Source organism: Oscillibacter sp. ER4 (assembly GCF_000765235.1).
Lineage (GTDB): Bacteria > Bacillota > Clostridia > Oscillospirales > Oscillospiraceae > Hominicoprocola > Hominicoprocola fusiformis.
The window spans coordinates 1-18511 of the sequence record NZ_JPJG01000006.1; the positions used below are offsets into that span (position 1 = coordinate 1).

Consider the following 18511-nt stretch of genomic DNA (forward strand, 5'->3'; position numbering starts at 1 on the left):
GAGACCGCGGTGTTGTACCAGGAGGTGGCGGCCACGTCGGAGTAGCGGTTGGTCTTGGTCAGGTTCTCGTCGCGGACGTCGTCGGTCAGCAGGCGGAAGAAGATGGTCGTCGCCTCGGCGCGGGTGATCTGGCCGTTCGGCTGCACCGTGCCGTCGGGATAACCGACGATGTAGGCGAAGTGGTCGTCCGTGTTCAGGCCGAGGGGATCGTCATCAGGAATCTCAACGGTGGGCGTGGAGGGAGTGGGCGTGTGCTTCCTTGCAAAGGTAGCGCGGATCGTGTGGTTCTCCGTCACATTTTCAAACGTGTACGTGCTCACCGCGCCGACGCTCACGTCGTCCACCAGCACGTCCTTGATGCGGTAGCCGGAATCGGGCGTGATGGTAAAGGTCTGATCCTCGCCCTTGGATACGATGACTTCATCCGCGGGGCCGATCTTGCCGTGCTCGTCAGCCGTTGCGGTGATGACACGCACTTCATCGACCTTGACCTGCAACAGATGCGCTCCGTCCGTCGCATTGGCGTTCCCAACACCGATACCGTTATTTGCACTGAGATAGAATGGCGTATCGGTCTTTTCGCCATTCACAACATGATAACCGAACACCACTACAAGATAGTAGTCATTATAGCCCTCATAGGAGCTGCCTTCATATCTCGCGTGTTCCGTCTTTGCAATGGGAATGGTATTATGCTCGCCGTCCACATATTTAATTTCCACATTGCTTGTTGCGGTAGAAAAGTGCTCCGGTTCTTCCATGCTTCTCGGGCCGTTCAGAGTGTTCTTTCCGTCTCCGAGCGATACTTCGTCAAACCAGTAGTACTTAAAGTAAACGTAATCCTCGTTAGTACCCTGATTCTCCTTCAGCAGCGGGTGATCGACCTGAATACCGATCGAGTGCTCCTTGCCGTCGCCGATGGTCACGGTGAAGGGCTGGTCAGCATCGACCAGCTTGGATTCCCCATCCACAAGGTAAGAGATCGTGGGCGCAAGGATTTCATACTTGCCGCCGCCGGAAACAGCCGTTACTTCATCTTGGTCAGCTTTCAGATTCTTGGTAACGTCCAGAACCTCATCGTTTTCTTTGAGCTTCCAGCCACCGCCGGTCACATATTCATATCCGGGCTTCGGATCAACAGGAGTGCCGGAACCCTGTGCTGTGGGCAGTGCATACGCATCATTGAGTTCCCAGAATCCGGTCGTATTATCCAGCTGATACCCAAGCGGCTTGCCGTTCAGGTGCAGTTCTGTTTTATCGGTATCCTCAAAGGTGATTTTGACCGGATAGGTCATTGCTTTCTTTATATCGGCTCGTGGGTTGTAGTTGTCATATGCCGTCTTATTGGCAAAAACAAGCATACGGCTGCTCCCGCTCCGGAAATCAAATGCTTCCGGGTTATAGCCGCTGACGTCTGTACTCCTAAGCACAATCTGAGTGATGTGATCAACACTTCCGCTCATATAATAGAACGCTTCTTGCTCAATTTTCTTTACCGATTCGGGAATAACTACCTTAACATCATTTTTAAAGCAACCGTAGAAAGTATGTTTTCCAATCGCCGTAAGTTTTGCAGGTAACTCAAAAGTTGCATCTGCATTGGAACTCTCTGTACGAATGCTTTCCATGTTGGAGCATCCATAGAAGATAGAACCAGCTGTGTACCATCCGCCATCACTTTCAAGATTTCCAAGCATTTCCAGCGAATCAGGAAGAATGACTTCCTTCAACGCTGTACACTCATAAAATGCTCTCTTCTGAATCGCTGTAATATTTGTACCGGACAAATCAATGCGAACCAAATTATTGCAACGTTGAAACGCCTGACTGCCGATAGTTGTTACCGCTACGCCGTCAATTTCCGCCGGAATGGTAACGGAAAGGGGCTTATCCTTATTTTGGGCAAGCCAATCCGCATCAATGCCCGTGATCACGCCGTTAGCTTTATCAAAAATCAACTTACCCTCGGGAACAGCAATCGGCGTGTCCGCCGCCGCAGGCGCGGCCAGCAGCATGGGCGCAGCCTCCACAGGGGCGGCCTCTTCCTCTTCCACGCCCGCAACAGGCGCCAGCACAACTTCGCCGTCTTCCGCCTCTCCCGGCGCGTCTGCCGCCAGCATTCCGACGGGAAGCAAAGTCAGCACCATGGTGGCTGCCAGCAGCCATGTCAAAAACAACTTGCCGAACTTCTTCTCTCTCATAAAAAAATCCTCCCTCTTGTCCCTGTGGACCCGAGGAAGGAGAGTTCTCCGTCTTAGGCAGCCCGGCTGTCGTGCGGCTTGCGCTGTTTAGACCCGTGGCTTTGCGACACCGGCTTTCGCCGGCTGTGTCTTTGTCTGTACGCTTTGCCCCACTTTCGCGAGCCGCACAGATCATTCGATGATAAATTTATTATAGCAGTCAAAAAATAATCTTCAAGCGGAATCCCGTCGAATTTTGTCGGCAGTAAAACTTTTAATACCTGTTGAGTTTTGTCACGTTTCAGAAATACCTTGCAGTTTAATCGGTTTTATGACAGAACAGGAGGGGCGGATCGCTCCGCCCCCTGTCCTCTCTCAATCTCGTCTCCCTCGTTCACTTGCAATACTGGCGCAGCTCGCCGCACAGGCGCTCGGCCTCCTGCTCGCCGCGGGCAACGATCGCCACGGCGTCGTTGCCGGAGATGCAGCCGAGCATATCGGGCAGCTTCATCGCGTCGATGGCCGCGCCCGCCGCATCGGCGAGCCCCGGCAGCGTCTTGAGCAGCACGACGATCCCCGCGTAGTCCACGCCCACGCTGCACTCGTTCAAAATGAGCTTCAGGCGCTTCGTGTTGTCGATGTGGTCGGCCTTGCCGGACACGGCGTAGCGGCTGCGGCCGCCGCCGATCGGCTCCTTATAAAGGTACAGCTCCTTGATATCGCGCGAGACGGTCGTCTGCTTGCTCTCGATGCCGCACTCGGCGAGACGCGCAATGAGCTCCTCCTGCGTCTCGATATTGTACTTTTCGATCAGCTCCAGGATCTTCTCTTGTCGCTTGCTCTTCATGGCTCTCTCCCATTTTCCTCCGCCCGGCCAGCTGCCGGCGCGGATGAGCTCTTCTCTCTTCTCTCGTTCTGCGGTGGAATTTTTTACAGGTCGTCGCGGTTGACGGGGCAGGACATGCAGCGCGGGCCGCCGCGGCCGCGCGACAGCTCGGCAGACGGCACGGTCAGCACGTCGAGGCCGTGCTTTGCGAGCAAGTCGTTCGTCACATAGTTGCGCTCATAGGTGATGACGCGGCCCGGCGCGATACACAGCGTGTTCGAGCCGTCGTTCCACTGCTCGCGCTGCGCGGCCATCAGGTCGCCGCCGCCGCAGCGGATCAGGTCGACCGCGGGCAGCTTGAGCTCGAGGGCCAGAATGTCCTTGAGTTCTTCCTTGATCGCGCCGAAGCGGAGCTCGCCGTGCTCGTCGAGCGTCATCTCATAAACGCTCAGCGGGCCCTCGATCTCGGGATGGATGGTGAACTTGTCATAGTCGACCATCGTGAACACGGTGTCGAGGTGCATGAACGCGCGCGTCTCGGGAATGTCGAAGGCGAGCACCTTCTTAAAGTCGGAGTTTTGCAGAAGGTTGCGCGCGAACGTCTCCGCGCCGGAGACCGTCGTGCGCTCGGACAGGCCGACGGCCACGATGTCCTTGGACAGCACGAGCACGTCGCCGCCCTCGATGGAATAGCTGTCGGACAGGTCGTACCACATCTTGTTGTCCTGCGTGGCAAAGTCGCGGTTGTAGAGGAACATGTACTTTAAGAGCAGACTCTCGCGTTTGCGCGCAGGGGTATGCATGCGGTGGATGTTGATGCCCTCGCCCACGCAGGCGCCGGGGTCGCGGGTGAAGTACAGGTTCGGCATCGGGTCGGAGACGAACGGATAGTCGTCGTCTACTAAGTCCATCAGCGACGTCGGCTGTTTGGTGGCGACCTCGCAGCGCTTGATGCCCGCGATCATCTTCGTCACCATCTGCTTGGGCGGCATGTCGAGAAGTAAGCTCGTCATGCTCGCGCGCAGGCCCTTGGCGTGGATCTTACTGATGTTCAAAAAGTCGTTGACGAGTTGGATCTGGCGTGCGGGGTCGGCGATGGCCTTGGCGACCTCGTCGACATAGTAGATGACCTCGACGCCGTTTTCGCGCAGGACCTCGGCAAAGCGGTCGTGCTCCTCCTGGGCGACCTTTAAGTACGGGATATCGTCAAACAGCAGGCGCTCGAGCGTCGCGGGCGTCAGCGATTCCAGCTCCTCGCCGGGGCGGTGCAGCAGCACCTTGTTGAGCTTTCCGATCTCGGAAAAGTTATGAATGCCAGGATACATAGTCGTGCTCCCTTTCCCGGGACGCCGGCGGCTCTCTCATCGACCGCCCGTACATCCCGCTGTGTTTTCGATCGTCTCGCCGCGATGCGCGGCTTCTTTACGGATCGTTTTACCGTTATTACGCAGTAAAGTATACACGTTCTAAAAGCGCTTGTGATGTATCAGTGGTTTTGCTATTTCGTGTGCCAGTCACTCCTCCAGTTCTTCTTCCAGCGCTTTGCGCAATACGTCCATGCCCTGCCCCAGCCGCTCGTAGGATTCATAGGAGTAGTTGATGCGGATATGGTCGCGCCCGCCGTTCTTGCAGGGGTAAAAAACGTATCCGGGGATCAGCGTGACGCCCATGTTGTAGGCCCTGCGGATAAACTGCTTGCTGTCCACCCCGTCCGGCAGCCTGCACCAGACATATACGCCGCCTCTCGGCTTTGTATAACTCACGCCGAGCGGCGCAAGCTCGTCGAGCTTTTGGCATACCAAATCTCGATTCGTGCGGTAGACGTCGCGAAATTTTAAAAGCGACGTGTAGTAAATGCCGTCGTCCAGGTACATGCCGAGGAGCTTTTGCGTCATCCAGTCTGAGGCCATCAGCCGCACGGAGACGAGGTAGCTCAGCGCGCGGATAAAATCGCGGTTACCCGTGATGAAAGCAAGGCTCAGTCCCGGGATGAACGTGAGCGAGAACGAATAGATGTAAATAACATTTCCCGTCGTGTCGAAGGCCTTGATCGGCGGGAGCTTATCGCCGTCGTAGACGAGTTCGCTCGCCGCGTCCTCCTCCACGATCGGCACGCGGTAGCGGTTCGAGAGCTCAACGATCTTCTTGCGCCGCTCGAGCGACAAAATGTTTCCCGTCGGGTCGTGGTAGCTCGAATTGACGAAGATGAGCCGCGGGCGCGTCTGCGTGAGTAAGCTTTCGAGCACCTCGCAGTTCATGCCGTTCTCGTCGACGGGAACGGTCAGTATCTTCGCGCCCGCAAGCTCCATCACGCGGTACATGTCCGGGTGCACCGGCTCTTCCATCACCACGCTGTCGCCGGGCTTGACGAGCAGCGTCACGATAAAGTCGAGTGCCTGATTCGTCTCCGATAGGATCTGAATTTCGCCCGAGGACGCCTTCACGCCCTTCGTGCCGAGAAAGGCCACGAGCTTCTGCCGCAGGAATTTATCGCCTTTATAGGGGCTGAAAAAATACTGGCACGGGCCGCTGCCCGTGAGCAGTGTCGCAATGTCGCCCGCGACACGCTCGGACGTGTACACCTCGCGCGAGGCGACGCCGCTGCCGAGGGAATAGTGGCTCTCATCCGTAAAGCGCTGGAACAGGTCGTCAAACGTCTTTTCCATGTCGAGGTATTTATCGGCCACCTCGCTGACCCAGTTGACACGGCCGGACTGGACCTCGCTGCTTTCCTCCTCCGGCGCTTTTTCGCTGCTCGCCGCGGCCACGACATAGCCCACGCCCTGGCGCGACTCGATCCACGCGTCGCTCTTGAGCTCACTGTAGGCCTTGACCACGGTGTTGCGGTGCACATCCAAGATCTGCGCGAGCGCGCGCTCGCTCGGCAGCGCGCTCCCGCGGGGCAGCGCGCCGCTGATGATCTGCGACTTGATCTGGTCGGCGATCTGCAGATAGACCGGCACCTTCGAAAACTTGTCGATGCTGACTTTCATGTACTTCTCTTCTCCCTCTCGCCGGCAGGCCGCGCTCTCATCCGCAGCCGTCGGAATTTGCGTTGGTCTCGCAGAGGTCTCTCTGTTCGCATTTTACCACATAACCGTGTGCGTTGTACAGTTATTTTTGTGCATATGACATAAAATTCAAAAAGAAAGAGCCAAGGCATCCCGATGAGATGCCTCGACTCTTTCAGGTCAGCAACCTGAGTAAGGGAAAAGAAGCTTTTCCTTTTTAGAACAGCAGATGCGCGATGGGGCAGACGATCAGCAGGCTGATGATGGTGCGCTCCAGGAAGATGACGAACAGCTCCCAGATGTTGAGAGGAAGTTTGGAGCCGAGGATCAGACCGCCGACCTCGGAGAGGTAAAGCACCTGCGTGACGGAGACGACCGCGACAATAAACTTGGCCATCTGGCTGGTGGACTCCGCGATCAGGATGGCGGGGGTGAGCATGTCGGTGAAGCCGACGATCATCGTGGAGGCAACAGCGTCCGCTTCGGGCACCTGAAGAAGCTGGAGCAGCGGGCGGAACGGGATGCCGAGCCATTCAAAGATCGGCGTATAGTTGGCAAGGATCAGTGCGATGGTACCGATGGCCATGACGGAGGGCAGAACGCCGAACCACATGCTGCAGGCGTTCTTGGCGCCGCTCTTGAAGAATTCACCGATGCCCTTGTGCTCGGCAACGCGCTTCATGGCGAGGTCCATGCCGTACTCGACGTTGCTCTTGTAGCCCTCAGGAAGAGTGTCGGGAGCAGCCTTGCCTTCGACTAAGTACGTGTTGGGCTTTTTGCGCAGGGGATAGAGATACGGGCAGATGATGGCGCAGATGATACCGACGAGGCAGACGATCAGGTAGTAGATGCCGAAGTAATCGAGCAGCCCCACCGTATCGAGAACGACGAGGGTAAACGTGATGGAAACAGCGGAGAACAGCGTGGCGATGATGCTTGCTTCCTTGGCGGAATAGTAGCCACCCTCATACTGGTTGCAGGTCAGCATAACGCCGAGCGTACCGTCGCCAATCCAGGAGGTGATGCAGTCGACCGCAGCACGGCCGGGAACCTTGAAGAGGGGACGCATGACCTTGGTGAGCAGCGCACCGACGAACTCCAGCAGGCCGAAGTCGAGCAGCAGCGGCAACAGCAGGGCCGCGATGACGAAGATGATAACGAGCGTGGTGAGCAGGTCATAGAGGACAAAGCCGCCCTGACCGCCGCCGGTGATCATACCGACGAGACCCACATCTTCCTCGCCCACACCGAGATAGGTGAGCCACACGAAGATGACCGCGAGCACACGGATCACGACCCAGATGGGTTTGCAGGCGAAGCATTCCTTCATGATGTCGCTATTCATAATGAATTTGGGCTTTGCCAGCGCAATGAGGGACATCACTGCCGAAACGGTGAGGATCAGCACGCACAGCAGCGGCAGGAAGCCACCGATGACACCAGAGATGATGTCGGCCAGGATCTTGACCACAACGGTCCATTCACCTGCTGCGTTCTTGACCGGGATCATGAACAGGATGACGCCGACGACTGACGGGATGATAAACAGAGCTTTCAGTTTCGCGTTACTTTTGGTTTCCATTCTCTCTCCTCCTTCATATTGGCAAGTCGCGCCGGAAGGCGGTCTCTCTCATAGCCGCTTCCCCGGCAGACAGCTCTTGCCTTTACTTTATACGAATTCAGCAGTAAAGCAAGTGCCAGCAACGTTCTCAATTTGTATACCAGCAATAAATTTCTCCATTTTGTCATTCACTTTTTTGTCGAATCTGTATGTATCTTTTTTGCTTTTTGGGAAAAAGCCCATTTTCCCGTGCCGTTTCAGGGATTTTGGAGAAGAAAAAAGGGAGACGCGATACGCGTCTCCCTCCCGTTTGCTTTATTGCAAGTTTTCAACGTCCTTCTTGCCGACCGCCATGCGCTTCCATTGCTCAGGAAGGCCCGGCGCGATGAGCGGGAACAGATTTTCCGTGTCCGACGTCGGCTGGATGTTATAGGTGCCGTACTTGTTGACAAGATCGGCGCAGTCGTCCGGCTGGCCGAAGCGCGCCTTGAGCATCGGTGCCAGGTCATACGGCATGCCGGGGTCTTTTCGCGGCATAAAAATCACCTCCGGACTTAGTATGTCCGGAGGCGGCAGATTTTTTCGATTTGTCTCGCTCACGCGCGCAGCGTTTTGGGGTACACGCCCGCGTCGTGTAATTTCTGAAGCTCGCGCTGCACCATTTCCTTATCCTCGTGATACGTCATGCCGAACCAGCGCGCGCTCGAGCGCAGAACGGAGACACTGAGCTCGCCGCGGTCGATGAGCTCGCCGATCAGGCTCGGCAGCAGGCACTCTTTTTTGAGCTCGCCGTCGGGCAGCGCGCGGAGGAAATCCTTAAAATAGGCGTCCAGCTTTTCAAACAGCCACGGCGTAAAGCCCCAGAAGTTCATCGAGACCGGCGTCTCGGGCGCGTAGACCGGACCGTCGCCGTCTTCCTGAATGTCGCGGATCCTACCGTCGGCGCAGGGCTTTAAGTGGAACGTCTCGACCACGCGGTCGAGCATCCCCTGTTCGTTCACGTGGCACACGCCGCGCGTGACCGTGCCGTGCTCGCTCACGGTGTTGCAGAGGTCATAGCCGACCATCGTGCCCTCGCCGCTTTCGGCGAGCTTTGAGAGCTCGGCGTAAATCGTCTTGAACGCGTCCACGCCGTAATAGTCGTCAGCGTTGATGACGACGAACGGCTCGTGCACGAATTCGCGCGCGCACAACAGCGCGTGCACCGTGCCGAACGGCTTGACGCGCTCAGACGGCACCTTATAAAAATTGGGCACGCTCGAAAAATCCTGATACGCGTAGCAGACCTCGACGTTTTCCCCGTCCGCGGTCTTGCGCGCGGCAAGGTGATGTCCGACCATGTTCTCCATCAAGTCGCGCATGTCGGGCTTGATGATGAAGACCACCTTCGTAAAGCCCGCGCGCAGCGCGTCGAAAATGGAGTACTCCATCAGGATCTCGCCGTTCGGGCCGATGCCGTCCACCTGCTTATTGCCGCCGTAGCGCGAGCCCATGCCCGCCGCCATAATGACCAGCGCTGCTCTCATAAAAACAAAACTCCTCTCAAAGTTCTCGATCTCGTTGTTCCGAGCTGCGCACCGCGCGCTCGTCTCCGCCCATCATAGCGTATCCGAACTGGCATTGCAACCGTCTTTTTCGTCTCTTGTCTTTTGCCGCAGGCGTGTTATACTGGTGTAACTATTTCTTAACACCGAGGTCACACCATGGAAGGATTTCTGCACGCGGTCTCTTCTGTCACCATCATCCTGCTGCTCACGGTGACGGGCTATTTCTGCGCGGCCAGGGGCTGGATGGGCCCGCAGGCCAAGGCCTTTATCGGCAAGTTCACGCTCTCTGTCGCCATCCCCTGCATGTCGGTCTACGGGCTGACGAATAACCTGACCCGTGATCTTCTGGTTCAGTCGGGCAGCTTTCTGCTCGTGCCGCTGCTCGGCACCGTGGTCATCACGATCCTGTCACTGCTCGTCGGCAGGCTCTTGAAGCTGCCGCGCAAAAAGCTCGGCGTTTTCATGATGATGTGCTCGGTGTCGAACGCCATCTTCGTCGGCCTTGCGATGTGTACCGAGCTCTTTGGCGACACCTGCACGCCCTATGTTATGCTCTACTACCTTGTCAACACCAGCTTTGTCCAGCTCTTGTTTCTCTCGCTTGTGCGCTGGTCGGGTGAGAGCCGCGGCTTTGACCTCAAGATGCTCCAGAAATTCCTGACCACGCCCGCCGTCATCGCCGTTTTCGTCGGCCTCGCGCTCGTGTGGTTTGAAGTGAGGCTCCCCTCGCTCGTGATGAGCTACTGCCGCTATATGAACAACCTCGTCACGCCGCTGGCGCTGCTGCTCACGGGCTATATCATCCACGACATCGGGCTCAAAAATGTCCGGCTCGACCGCGACTTAGGCATCGCGATGATCTTCCGCTTCCTGCTCGCGCCGACGCTCTCGGTCGCGCTGTGCAGGGCGTTCGGCGTGACGGGCCTTGCTCACGACGTGCTCATCGTCGAAACGGCGATGCCGGTCGTGACGCAGACGGTCGTCGCCGCCGCGGAATACGGCGCGGACGAGGAATTCGCCGCGCAGGGCGCCGCCCTCTCCACGATCGCGTGTTTCGTCGTGATTCCTGTGCTGATGCTGATTTTGTAATCAAAAAAGTGGCAAAGCCACTTTTTTGAGAAGGTTTCGCTGCGTTCTGTGCCTCGGTTGTCCGCTAAAAGCGGACAATTCGACCTTACACCGTTGCGGCACTACGATTCCCGCGCCCTTGCAGGCGCGCCAATCGTGCCGCTTCCTCGAAACCGACTTGCTGTTTCCGCCGCTGGCGGCACTTCGCCGGTTTCCACTTCGCGCAAAGAGTTTTCTGCCAGAAGGTGAATTGCCCCGCAGCGGGCAAGAGAAGCCCCTCTGGAGGGCGCACATGTCGCGGCGGAAAACCGATTTGAATTTATTTCGTGCCGTGCGCGGCACCTGGGCAGCCGTTGGCAGCTTTGCTGCCTTACGGATGCTGTGTACCCCTTGCGGGTAAAAACTCTGCGAGGCTCTCTACCCTGAAAAGAATTCCGCGCCGTGGGCGCGGGATTCTTTTTGTTTTCAATTTCCGATCAGTGCGGACAGGCCGCCGGTTCTCAGTTCGTCTTTGTAGTAGTTGAGCTCATCGCCGATGAGCTCGTCGAGCACGCGCATGCCCAGCACCTCGACAGGGGCCTTGTCGTCCGTCAGGATGCAGCTTCCGCCCTCATAGGGCGTGAGCTTGGAGTAGACCGTGCGCATCATATCGGCATAGTCGCTGTCCTTGAGCTTTGCGATGCTGCACAGGAACGTCTCCTCCCAGTCATCCGCGTTCGTGCAGAAGACCTCGGTATTCGTGTTGCCCTTCACCGGCGCGGTGACGGTGTGCTGGAAAACGCTCGCCATCGTGTCGCAGAGGTATTCGTTGATCGAGCCGTTCTCCGCCGACGTCATGTTGAGGTTCACGACCATCACGCCGTTCGGCTTCAAATGAGAGCGCACTTCATTGAAAAACTCGACGCTCGAGAGCTGGAACGGGATGGTGATATCCTGATAGGCGTCCACCATGATGACGTCAAACTTCTCCTTCGACGCGGCAAGGTACGCGCGCCCGTCCTCGACCGCGACGGTCACGCTGCCTGGAAGTCCGAAGTAGTCCGTCGCGATGCCGGCAATTTTTTTGTCGATCTCCGCGCCCTGCACACTCGCGCCGGGGAAATAGCGCGTGCAGTAGCTCGCGTACGTGCCAGAGCCCATGCCGAGGATCATCACGCTGCGGTTTTCGTTGTCCGTGCCGTCCATGCCCGCCATGCAGGGCGCGGCGAGCGCGTAGTCATAGTACATGCCCGTCAGCGCGTCGCCCTTGACCTGCACGCTCTGCACACCGAAGAGCACGTTCGTCGAGAGCGTCGTGCGCTTCGCGTCGTCCTGCACCTGCAAATAGTTGTAGATGGACTCGTCCTCAAGCGTGATGTCGCTCTGCCAGAAGGCGAAGCTGTAAGACGGCAGGGCAAAGCACAGTCCAGCGATCAAAAGGACGGAGACGATCCCCGGCACGCTCTTTTTCTTCTCGAACACGAAGTACGCGATGCCGATGGCCGCGAGCACACCGGAGAAGATCAAAAACGTTGCCGCCGTGCCGACGGCGGGGATCGTCACAAACGTCGGCACGAAGGTTCCGATGATGCTGCCGATGGTGTTGAGCGCGTTGAGCCTGCCCACGGTCTTGCCTGTGTCGTCGAGGTTGTCGACCGTGAAGCGCGTGAGCGACGGCGTGACGGTGCCGAGCAGCACGCACGGGAACGCGAAGATCACAAGGCACGCCGCGAGCGCCGCCCAGACGAGGAAGTTTTTCGTCACAAAGAGCGCCAGCAGCAGCGAGATGCCCGCGATCAGGTACCGTCCCACAAACGGGATAAGCGCGATCCAGATGGCCGCGATGATGAGGCGGCGGTAGAGCTTATCGGGCGTCGCGCTCCTGTCGGCGAGCTTGCCGCCCCAGACGTTGCCGATGGCCATCGCGATCATAATGACGCCGATGATAACGGTCCACACGATCTGCGACGAGCTGAAATACGGGGCCATGAGCCTGCTCGCACCGAGCTCGACCGCCATGACGGACATACCGGCAAAAAATTCGGTCAGGTATAAAAAGTATTTGCTGCGGATGAGTTTATTTTCCATGCAGGACCTCCCTGTCGTTTCGTTTGTGCCGTCTTCGGTGTAGACAGAGAAATTATAACATGCCTGAACCGCTTTGCACAACGTTTTTGCCGCGTATTCATTCCCGATGCGCATATTCCCTCTCTGCACGCATATAGATGGAGCAACATGAGTCAGGAGTGTGCTGCATGAAGGGTAACATGGAAGAGCGCGCCTGCGCGCTGGCCGCCTACATCATCGAAAACCGCGCCACCGTGCGCGCCGCGGCAAAAAAGTTCGGCGTGAGCAAGTCCACCGTGCACAAGGACCTGCAGGACCGCCTGCCGCAGTTCAACCGCAGCCTATACTTGCAGGTCAAGGAGGTGCTGGAGGTCAACAAGGCCCAGCGCCACATCCGCGGCGGCATGGCCACGCGAAAAAAATACAAGGGATTTTGAAACTTTTTTCGACTTTTTGCGTCTAACATAAGAGTGCGCCCTCCGCGCGGCAAAATTTCTCTTGCACAATTCCGCCGCGCAGGGTAGAATGCATTATTGTCAACCAAAAGAAAAAAGAACGGAGCAATGAGATGAGAAAACAGGACTATTACGAGCCCGACTTTGACGACGTGCCGCGCCGCAGCAAAAAGGCAAAAAAGCGCAAAAGAAAGCAGTCCGGCAGCCGCGGCGAGCGCGTCGTCGTCACGCTTCTGTCGCTTCTTTTCCTGACCGTGGCCGTCGTGGCGACGGTCAAGTACGTCGTGCGCGCGCCCGAGCCCGTCACGGACGGTGAAGACCAGCAGACGCAGCAGGACGGCACGGCGGAGGACAGCGACGCCATTCAAACCATTTCTAACGGCAAAGAGCGCAAAAAATACTGCTATACGATCCTCGCCTACGGTGTGGACAACGACGCCGGCGGCAGCGACACGAACATGCTCGTGCGCTTTGACGCGGAGAACAAGAAGATCGACGTCGTCAGCCTGCCGCGCGACACGCTGATGAGCAACGGCCACAAGCTCAATTCTTCTTACAACAACGGCGGCACGGAAAAGCTGCGCAGCAACATTGAAGATATGCTCGGCATTCCCGTGGACTTCTACGTCTCCGTCGACCTGAAGGGGTTCATCGCGCTCATCGACCAGATCGGCGGCGTCGACTTCGACGTGCCCGAGGACATGGACTACGACGACCCCTACCAGGATCTGCACATTCACTTCAAAAAGGGATTGCAGCATCTCAGCGGTCAGCAGTCTATGGAGGTCGTGCGCTTCCGCCACAACTCCGACAAGGATAAGCCCGCCTACGGCGGGCGGCAGGATATCGGCCGCATCGGCACGCAGCAGGCGTTTTTGAAGACCGTGGCGCAGAAGCTGATGAAGATTGAAAACGTCCCCGCGATGGCGGAAACGTTCTTAAAGTATGTCAAGACCGACCTGACGCTCGGCAACCTCGTGTGGCTCGCCAACCAGGCGCTCTCCATGGGCGGGACGGACGCCATCAGCTTTGCCACGCTCCCCGGCGACGGCGCGGGCTGGTACAATGGCAAGTCCTTCTACACGCTCTATCCCGAGCAGGTGCTCGAGATGACGAATTCGATGCTCAATCCCTATGTCGCCGACATCACCGCAGACGAACAGAACATTTTAGTCCCGTGATCCCCGTGAAATTTTGAGAATGTGAGAAAGAGAGAGCAAACGCCATGAAGTTCCGCTTTGCGCTGCTTGTCGCGGCGCTCGCACTTGCGCTGAGCATCAGCGCCTTTGCTTACAGCGAGAAGCCCGCGCAGGACACTGCCGCTCCCGCACAGGAGGAAACGACGACAGACGGCAGCGCCCCGTTTGTGCTGCTTCGCGTCTACGAGGGCCAGTTTGCCGACGTGAAAGACGGCGACTGGTTCGCCCCCTCGGTCGTCTCGGCCTATGAATACGGCGTACTCAACGGCCGCAGTGAGAGTTCCTTTGCGCCAAGCGGCAACGTGACGATCTCCGAGCTTTTGACCATCGCCGCGCGGCTGCGCGCCATCTACACGACCGGCAGCGACGCGGTCATCCCCGCCGCGAAGGAAAACGAGGCGTGGTATGCGCCGTATGTCTCGTATTTGAAGAGCCAGAATTTGCTCGACAACAGCTTTGAGGGCTTCTACCTCCTGCCCGCGTCGCGCGCGCAGATGGCGGGCATTTTCGCCTTCGCCGTGCCGGAGGAATGGTACACCGAGCCCAACGCCTCGCTCGTCACCTCGGCCTACGCGAGCCGCGACTACATCGCCGATGTGACGGACAAAACGCCCTACCGCAGCGAAATTCTGCTGATGTACCGCCGCGGGCTGCTCTCCGGCATGGACGCAAAGGGCAGCTTTTATCCCGACCACAGCGTCAGCCGTGCGGAGATCGCGGCGCTTTTGACGCGCGTGGTCAAGCCCGAAACGCGCCTGACGCTCACGTGGACGGTCGCGCCGTATCACTCCGTCAAAAATGCGACGCTCGCAAGCCTTGTCAAAGCGCCCACAAGCACGCCGCTCCCGACGTCGGCCAAGGACACCGCCGCCATCAATGGACTCGTGCGCAATATGCTCGCGCGCGGCGAGCACACGATCACGCTGAACTACCCGAAGGCGCTCACCACCTCTACCGCCAGCGCGCTGACGCAGGCGTTCACCTCCTGCGTCAAAACATACTGCGAGCAGATGTACAACGCCGTCTCCTGCCGCTCGTATTCGACGGGCAAGGTCGTACTCACGTTTTCGTCCACCGCCTGCGCGGACGAAACACTCGAATCGTACCGCGCCAAGGCGCTCGCCGCCGCGATCAAGGTCCACGACTCCCTTTGGGAGAGCGGCACGCTGAGCTACGACATGAGCCAGTATGAGATCGCGCGCACGTATTTTCAATGGCTGTGCGACCACTGCCGCTACGATAACGCCACCGCAGACGATTCCGCGAGCCATCTTGCCTACGGCGCGCTTGTCAGCGGCCTTGCCGTGTGCGACGGCTACACGGGCGCTTACAATCTGCTCTTGAAGCTCGAGGGCATCGAGTGCACCTCGCTTTTTAACAACAGCCACATCTGGACGCTCGCGACGCTGGACGGCACGCAGTACCACATCGACGTCACCTGGGGCGACCAGTACGGGCGCACGGACCTGCGCTACTTCGGCATGAGCGAGGAGCAGTCCTACCAGTGCCACCCGTGGGGCACAGCGGACAAAAAGAAATAAGGATCGACATATAGGGATCCCTGAGACGGTATGTCTCAGGGATCCCTTTTTTATCACCATTCGAGCTTTGTGCGCACGTGCGCCAATGGCAGGTGAAAGCTCTCTCGCAGGACGTTGCGATGTTCCGGAGGAAAGTGCTCCTCTGAAAATTCATACAGCGGCAGAACCGAACCGTACTGCTGCGCGGTCTCGTAGAACCAGCAGCCGAATTCCAGACGTTCGAGCTTCGTTTGCAGCGCCGCGATCTGCGCGCGGACGTTGTCGCGCTCTTTGGCAAGGATGTCGCGGCGGGCGCTGAGTGTCTCTCCGCCGGGCCGGATGAGCGGCAGGAACGAGCGAATCTCCTTGAGCGGAAGACCGCAGAATTTCAGGTACTCGATGATTGAAAGCGTTGCAATATCGTCGTCTGTGTACGTTCGCTGCCCATTGCTCCCGCGCACACCGAGAGACAGCAGCCCCTCCTTTTCATAGTAGCGCAGGGTCGATGGGGCAATATTCATCATGCGTGCCACTTCTCCGATTGTATAAGGCATACGAAAATCTCCTCAAAAAACTGTTAAGATGACCGCGCGAAAACCTATTGACTTAAAGGCGACTTTAATAGTTACAGTTTACTTATCCAAATCGGTATTGTCAACAGAAATTAACGGGTAATTTTTCTTCCGTTTGTGCATGATGTTCCGGTACCGACAGTTTTTAAGAAGGAGAAAAGAAGCTATGAGAAAAATGATGCAGCGATCCCTGAGCTGTCTGCTGACTCTCGCGATGGTCGTCACGATGCTGATGACCAGCACGCTCGCAGCAGAGAAAAGCGTGAAGATCACGCTTGAATATCCTAAGGATGTTCCCGCAAACGACGTAGTCGTAACCATGTTCAAGGGTATCCCCGCATGGTATCAGAAACGTGAAGCAAAAACCGTCGAAGGTATTGTCAAGGCCTTCACCGAGCCTAATAGCGAAAACTATCCCAAGCTGACAATCATTGAACCGGACAAGGACGGCAAGTACACCGTTACCGAGGCGGGCGGCTACTGTTATCTCGTCCACGGCAAGGTCGAGAGCAAGTATTACAGCATCGTCAAGCTCTTCCTCGTCACTGAGGCAGACCTGAAAGCTGGTGCGAAGACACTACCCGTCAAAACTGCGCCCATCGCCGGCACCGGCTATGAGACCAGTAACAACAATCCCGTCGGCGTGAACGGTGAAAAGGCCCCCGCAGGTTTTGACCAGGGCGTTGGCTACGGCGTTCCCATCGAGGGAACCGATGAGATGGAGTACCTGCTCGGCACGGACGAGCTCGTCGGCTACAAGCCCTTCACCACTCCCGCCTTCCAGGAGGGCCGCGCGCTCTATCAGGCCACCACCAACGAAGAGATGACCGCTTTCATCAAGGAATACGCGACTAAGAGCAGCTACATGCACGTTTTCAGCGCCGGTAAGACTGCCCACTATGGCTACGACTACCCCGTGCTCGTGTTCACCAAGAAAAATATTCCCGCAAACGCCACCATGGACGATGCGGCCAAGATCCTGCGCGAGGACGGCAAGCCCATCGTGTGGCAGCAGGCCCAGATTCACCCCTATGAGCCTGCCGCCGGTGAGAGTGCGCTCGTCATGATTCAGGAGCTCTGCGGCCAGTACGGTGAGGACATCCTCGACAAGATCGATATCGTGATGATCCCCCGCATCAATGTGGAGGGCGCATTCCTCTTCGTCCGCACCGATTATGACGGCATCGACATGAACCGCGACCACATGGCGATCAACTCTAAGGAAACGGCCATGCTGCACGAAACATACTACAAGTTCATGCCGCACGTTGTGATCGACAACCACGAATTTTTCTTCTCCGAGATGGGCAACTACAATAACGATCCCGAGAAGTTCGAACTCAATGACTTCCAGATCACCGGCGCTTCCAGCCTGAACGACGATCCCGCCGTGACCAAGCTGACCACCGAGCTTGTCATCGATAAGATGCACAAGGACCTGCTCGACACCGGTTTCCGCGCCTACCACTACGGCATCACCAGCAATAACCCCATTGGCCGCGCCTACTACGGTCTCGGCAACGCCATCTCCATTCTGATTGAGAGTCACGGCGCTGACGGCGCGCTGTTCGCCATGCCGCGCCGCGTATACGGTCAGGTCGTTGCGACCAAGTCCATCTATGACACCACCGCCGCCAACGCCAAAACCGTTATGGACACCGTGAACACCGCCCGCGCCAAGGTCGCCGAGACCGGCAAGACCTACAGCGAATCCGACGTTCTCGTCCTCAAGCAGAGCGCCTCCGGCAAGGTCAAGAGCCCGACCCCGCTGCATCAGTATGTCGCCGATATCTACGGTAACATCAACAGCATCGGCGCCAACGCCATCAGCCTGCAGGACACCATCGTCCGCAGCCGCACCCGCCCGACTGCCTACGTCGTCCCCACGGACGTTGAGTGGATCGACAAACTTCTCTACACGCTCGACCACCACGGCGCAGAGTACTATAAGCTCAATGCCGGTTCCAGTGCCGAGCTCCAGCAGTACTATTACATCGAGGCCGACGGCACCAAGAGCTGCATCGCCGACCTGCGCGACAGCGCGAAAGTCACCTTCGAAAAGGGCGCTTACGTGATCCCCATGGATCAGGAGAGCGGCACGATCATCGGCATGCTGATGGAGCCCGACGTCGGCGACAGCGCACGCTACAACGGCACGATCTATCAGAACGGTCTGCTCAAGTATGATGAGACCACGAAGAACTTCCCGCTCTACCGCTACACCGGCAATGACCCACGCACCACGCTCGTGAGCAACGGCACCTCCGCCGAGCCCACCCAGCCCACGCAGCCTGAGAAGCCCTCCCAGCCCGCGAGCAGCGATACCTACACCGTCGTCTCCGGCGACAGTCTGTGGAAGATCGCCAGCAAGCAGCTCGGCAGCGGCAGCCGCTGGACTGAGATCTATGACCTGAATAAGGACACCGTCAAGTCCCCCTCGGTCATTTTCGTCGGTCAGATCCTCAAAATGCCTCTCACGGCAGTGAGCCAGTAAAAAATACGTCAGTGTTTTTTCTCCACAAATCC

Annotated in this window: 14 protein-coding genes and 1 riboswitch; of the genes, 5 read left to right on the forward strand and 9 right to left on the reverse strand. The window is 57.6% G+C overall.

Annotated features, from left to right (window positions below; translation table 11 throughout):
• From NI20_RS0101005 to NI20_RS0101035, 7 genes are all read right to left on the reverse strand, one after another.
• On the reverse strand, positions 1-2201 hold a 2201-nt coding region (locus tag NI20_RS0101005), incomplete at its 3' end, for a leucine-rich repeat protein (protein ID WP_033119609.1).
• A gap of 53 nt (positions 2202-2254) precedes the next feature.
• Positions 2255-2341, reverse strand: a riboswitch (cyclic di-GMP riboswitch).
• A 233-nt stretch (positions 2342-2574) separates the two neighbouring features.
• Complete coding sequence (locus tag NI20_RS0101010) at positions 2575-3027, reverse strand: arginine repressor (RefSeq protein WP_033119610.1); 453 nt, start codon at positions 3025-3027, stop codon at positions 2575-2577.
• A gap of 83 nt (positions 3028-3110) precedes the next feature.
• The gene (gene arcA, locus NI20_RS0101015; protein WP_033119611.1) at positions 3111-4331 is read right to left on the reverse strand and encodes an arginine deiminase; all 1221 of its coding nucleotides are present in this window, start codon (positions 4329-4331) and stop codon (positions 3111-3113) included.
• 189 nt (positions 4332-4520) lie between these two features.
• Positions 4521-5999: a PLP-dependent aminotransferase family protein gene (locus NI20_RS0101020; RefSeq protein ID WP_033119612.1), complete on the reverse strand. Its 1479-nt coding sequence runs from the start codon at positions 5997-5999 to the stop codon at positions 4521-4523.
• A gap of 235 nt (positions 6000-6234) precedes the next feature.
• The gene (locus tag NI20_RS0101025; RefSeq protein ID WP_033119613.1) at positions 6235-7599 is read right to left on the reverse strand and encodes a YjiH family protein; all 1365 of its coding nucleotides are present in this window, start codon (positions 7597-7599) and stop codon (positions 6235-6237) included.
• 294 nt (positions 7600-7893) lie between these two features.
• The gene (locus tag NI20_RS0101030; RefSeq protein ID WP_033119614.1) at positions 7894-8115 is read right to left on the reverse strand and encodes a hypothetical protein; all 222 of its coding nucleotides are present in this window, start codon (positions 8113-8115) and stop codon (positions 7894-7896) included.
• Between the two features lie 59 nt (positions 8116-8174).
• Positions 8175-9104 carry a sugar phosphate nucleotidyltransferase gene (locus NI20_RS0101035; protein WP_033119615.1) on the reverse strand — a complete coding sequence of 310 codons (930 nt, stop codon included), beginning with the start codon at positions 9102-9104 and terminating at the stop codon, positions 8175-8177.
• Between the two features lie 177 nt (positions 9105-9281).
• Between NI20_RS0101035 and NI20_RS0101040 the strand changes: the two genes are divergently transcribed.
• Positions 9282-10214 (forward strand): AEC family transporter, encoded by a 933-nt coding sequence (locus tag NI20_RS0101040; protein WP_033119616.1) that lies wholly within the window; start codon positions 9282-9284, stop codon positions 10212-10214.
• Between the two features lie 444 nt (positions 10215-10658).
• Here NI20_RS0101040 and NI20_RS0101045 read toward each other — a convergent pair whose 3' ends face one another.
• Positions 10659-12260: a spermidine synthase gene (locus NI20_RS0101045; protein WP_033119617.1), complete on the reverse strand. Its 1602-nt coding sequence runs from the start codon at positions 12258-12260 to the stop codon at positions 10659-10661.
• Between the two features lie 167 nt (positions 12261-12427).
• Here NI20_RS0101045 and spoIIID point away from each other — a divergent pair, with 167 nt between their 5' ends.
• The 3 genes from spoIIID to NI20_RS0101060 all read left to right on the forward strand — a co-directional run bounded on the left by spoIIID (position 12428) and on the right by NI20_RS0101060 (position 15434).
• A complete protein-coding gene (gene spoIIID, locus NI20_RS0101050) occupies positions 12428-12676 on the forward strand; it encodes a sporulation transcriptional regulator SpoIIID (protein ID WP_033119618.1) in 249 nt (82 codons plus the stop codon).
• Between the two features lie 131 nt (positions 12677-12807).
• Positions 12808-13875 (forward strand): LCP family protein, encoded by a 1068-nt coding sequence (locus tag NI20_RS13935; protein ID WP_052084336.1) that lies wholly within the window; start codon positions 12808-12810, stop codon positions 13873-13875.
• Positions 13876-13919: 44 nt separating this feature from the next.
• Positions 13920-15434, forward strand: coding sequence for an S-layer homology domain-containing protein (locus NI20_RS0101060; RefSeq protein WP_033119619.1), 1515 nt, complete (start codon positions 13920-13922; stop codon positions 15432-15434).
• A 53-nt stretch (positions 15435-15487) separates the two neighbouring features.
• Here the strand turns inward: NI20_RS0101060 and NI20_RS0101065 are convergent, their stop codons facing one another.
• A complete protein-coding gene (locus NI20_RS0101065; protein WP_052084337.1) occupies positions 15488-15967 on the reverse strand; it encodes a MerR family transcriptional regulator in 480 nt (159 codons plus the stop codon).
• A gap of 184 nt (positions 15968-16151) precedes the next feature.
• On the opposite strand from NI20_RS0101065, the gene NI20_RS0101070 reads away from it, so the two are divergent.
• Entirely contained in the window at positions 16152-18479 is a 2328-nt protein-coding gene (locus tag NI20_RS0101070) for a LysM peptidoglycan-binding domain-containing protein (protein ID WP_033119620.1), read from the forward strand.
• The last annotated feature ends 32 nt before the right edge of the window (positions 18480-18511 follow it).

Coding starts and splice junctions, on each gene's coding strand:
- NI20_RS0101010 (WP_033119610.1), bottom strand. CDS start 3,027: ATGAAGAGCAAGCGACAAGAGAAGATCCTGGAGCTGATCGAAAAGTAC.
- arcA (WP_033119611.1), bottom strand. CDS start 4,331: ATGTATCCTGGCATTCATAACTTTTCCGAGATCGGAAAGCTCAACAAG.
- NI20_RS0101020 (WP_033119612.1), bottom strand. CDS start 5,999: ATGAAAGTCAGCATCGACAAGTTTTCGAAGGTGCCGGTCTATCTGCAG.
- NI20_RS0101025 (WP_033119613.1), bottom strand. CDS start 7,599: ATGGAAACCAAAAGTAACGCGAAACTGAAAGCTCTGTTTATCATCCCG.
- NI20_RS0101030 (WP_033119614.1), bottom strand. CDS start 8,115: ATGCCGCGAAAAGACCCCGGCATGCCGTATGACCTGGCACCGATGCTC.
- NI20_RS0101035 (WP_033119615.1), bottom strand. CDS start 9,104: ATGAGAGCAGCGCTGGTCATTATGGCGGCGGGCATGGGCTCGCGCTAC.
- NI20_RS0101040 (WP_033119616.1), top strand. CDS start 9,282: ATGGAAGGATTTCTGCACGCGGTCTCTTCTGTCACCATCATCCTGCTG.
- NI20_RS0101045 (WP_033119617.1), bottom strand. CDS start 12,260: ATGGAAAATAAACTCATCCGCAGCAAATACTTTTTATACCTGACCGAA.
- spoIIID (WP_033119618.1), top strand. CDS start 12,428: ATGAAGGGTAACATGGAAGAGCGCGCCTGCGCGCTGGCCGCCTACATC.
- NI20_RS13935 (WP_052084336.1), top strand. CDS start 12,808: ATGAGAAAACAGGACTATTACGAGCCCGACTTTGACGACGTGCCGCGC.
- NI20_RS0101060 (WP_033119619.1), top strand. CDS start 13,920: ATGAAGTTCCGCTTTGCGCTGCTTGTCGCGGCGCTCGCACTTGCGCTG.
- NI20_RS0101065 (WP_052084337.1), bottom strand. CDS start 15,967: ATGCCTTATACAATCGGAGAAGTGGCACGCATGATGAATATTGCCCCA.
- NI20_RS0101070 (WP_033119620.1), top strand. CDS start 16,152: ATGAGAAAAATGATGCAGCGATCCCTGAGCTGTCTGCTGACTCTCGCG.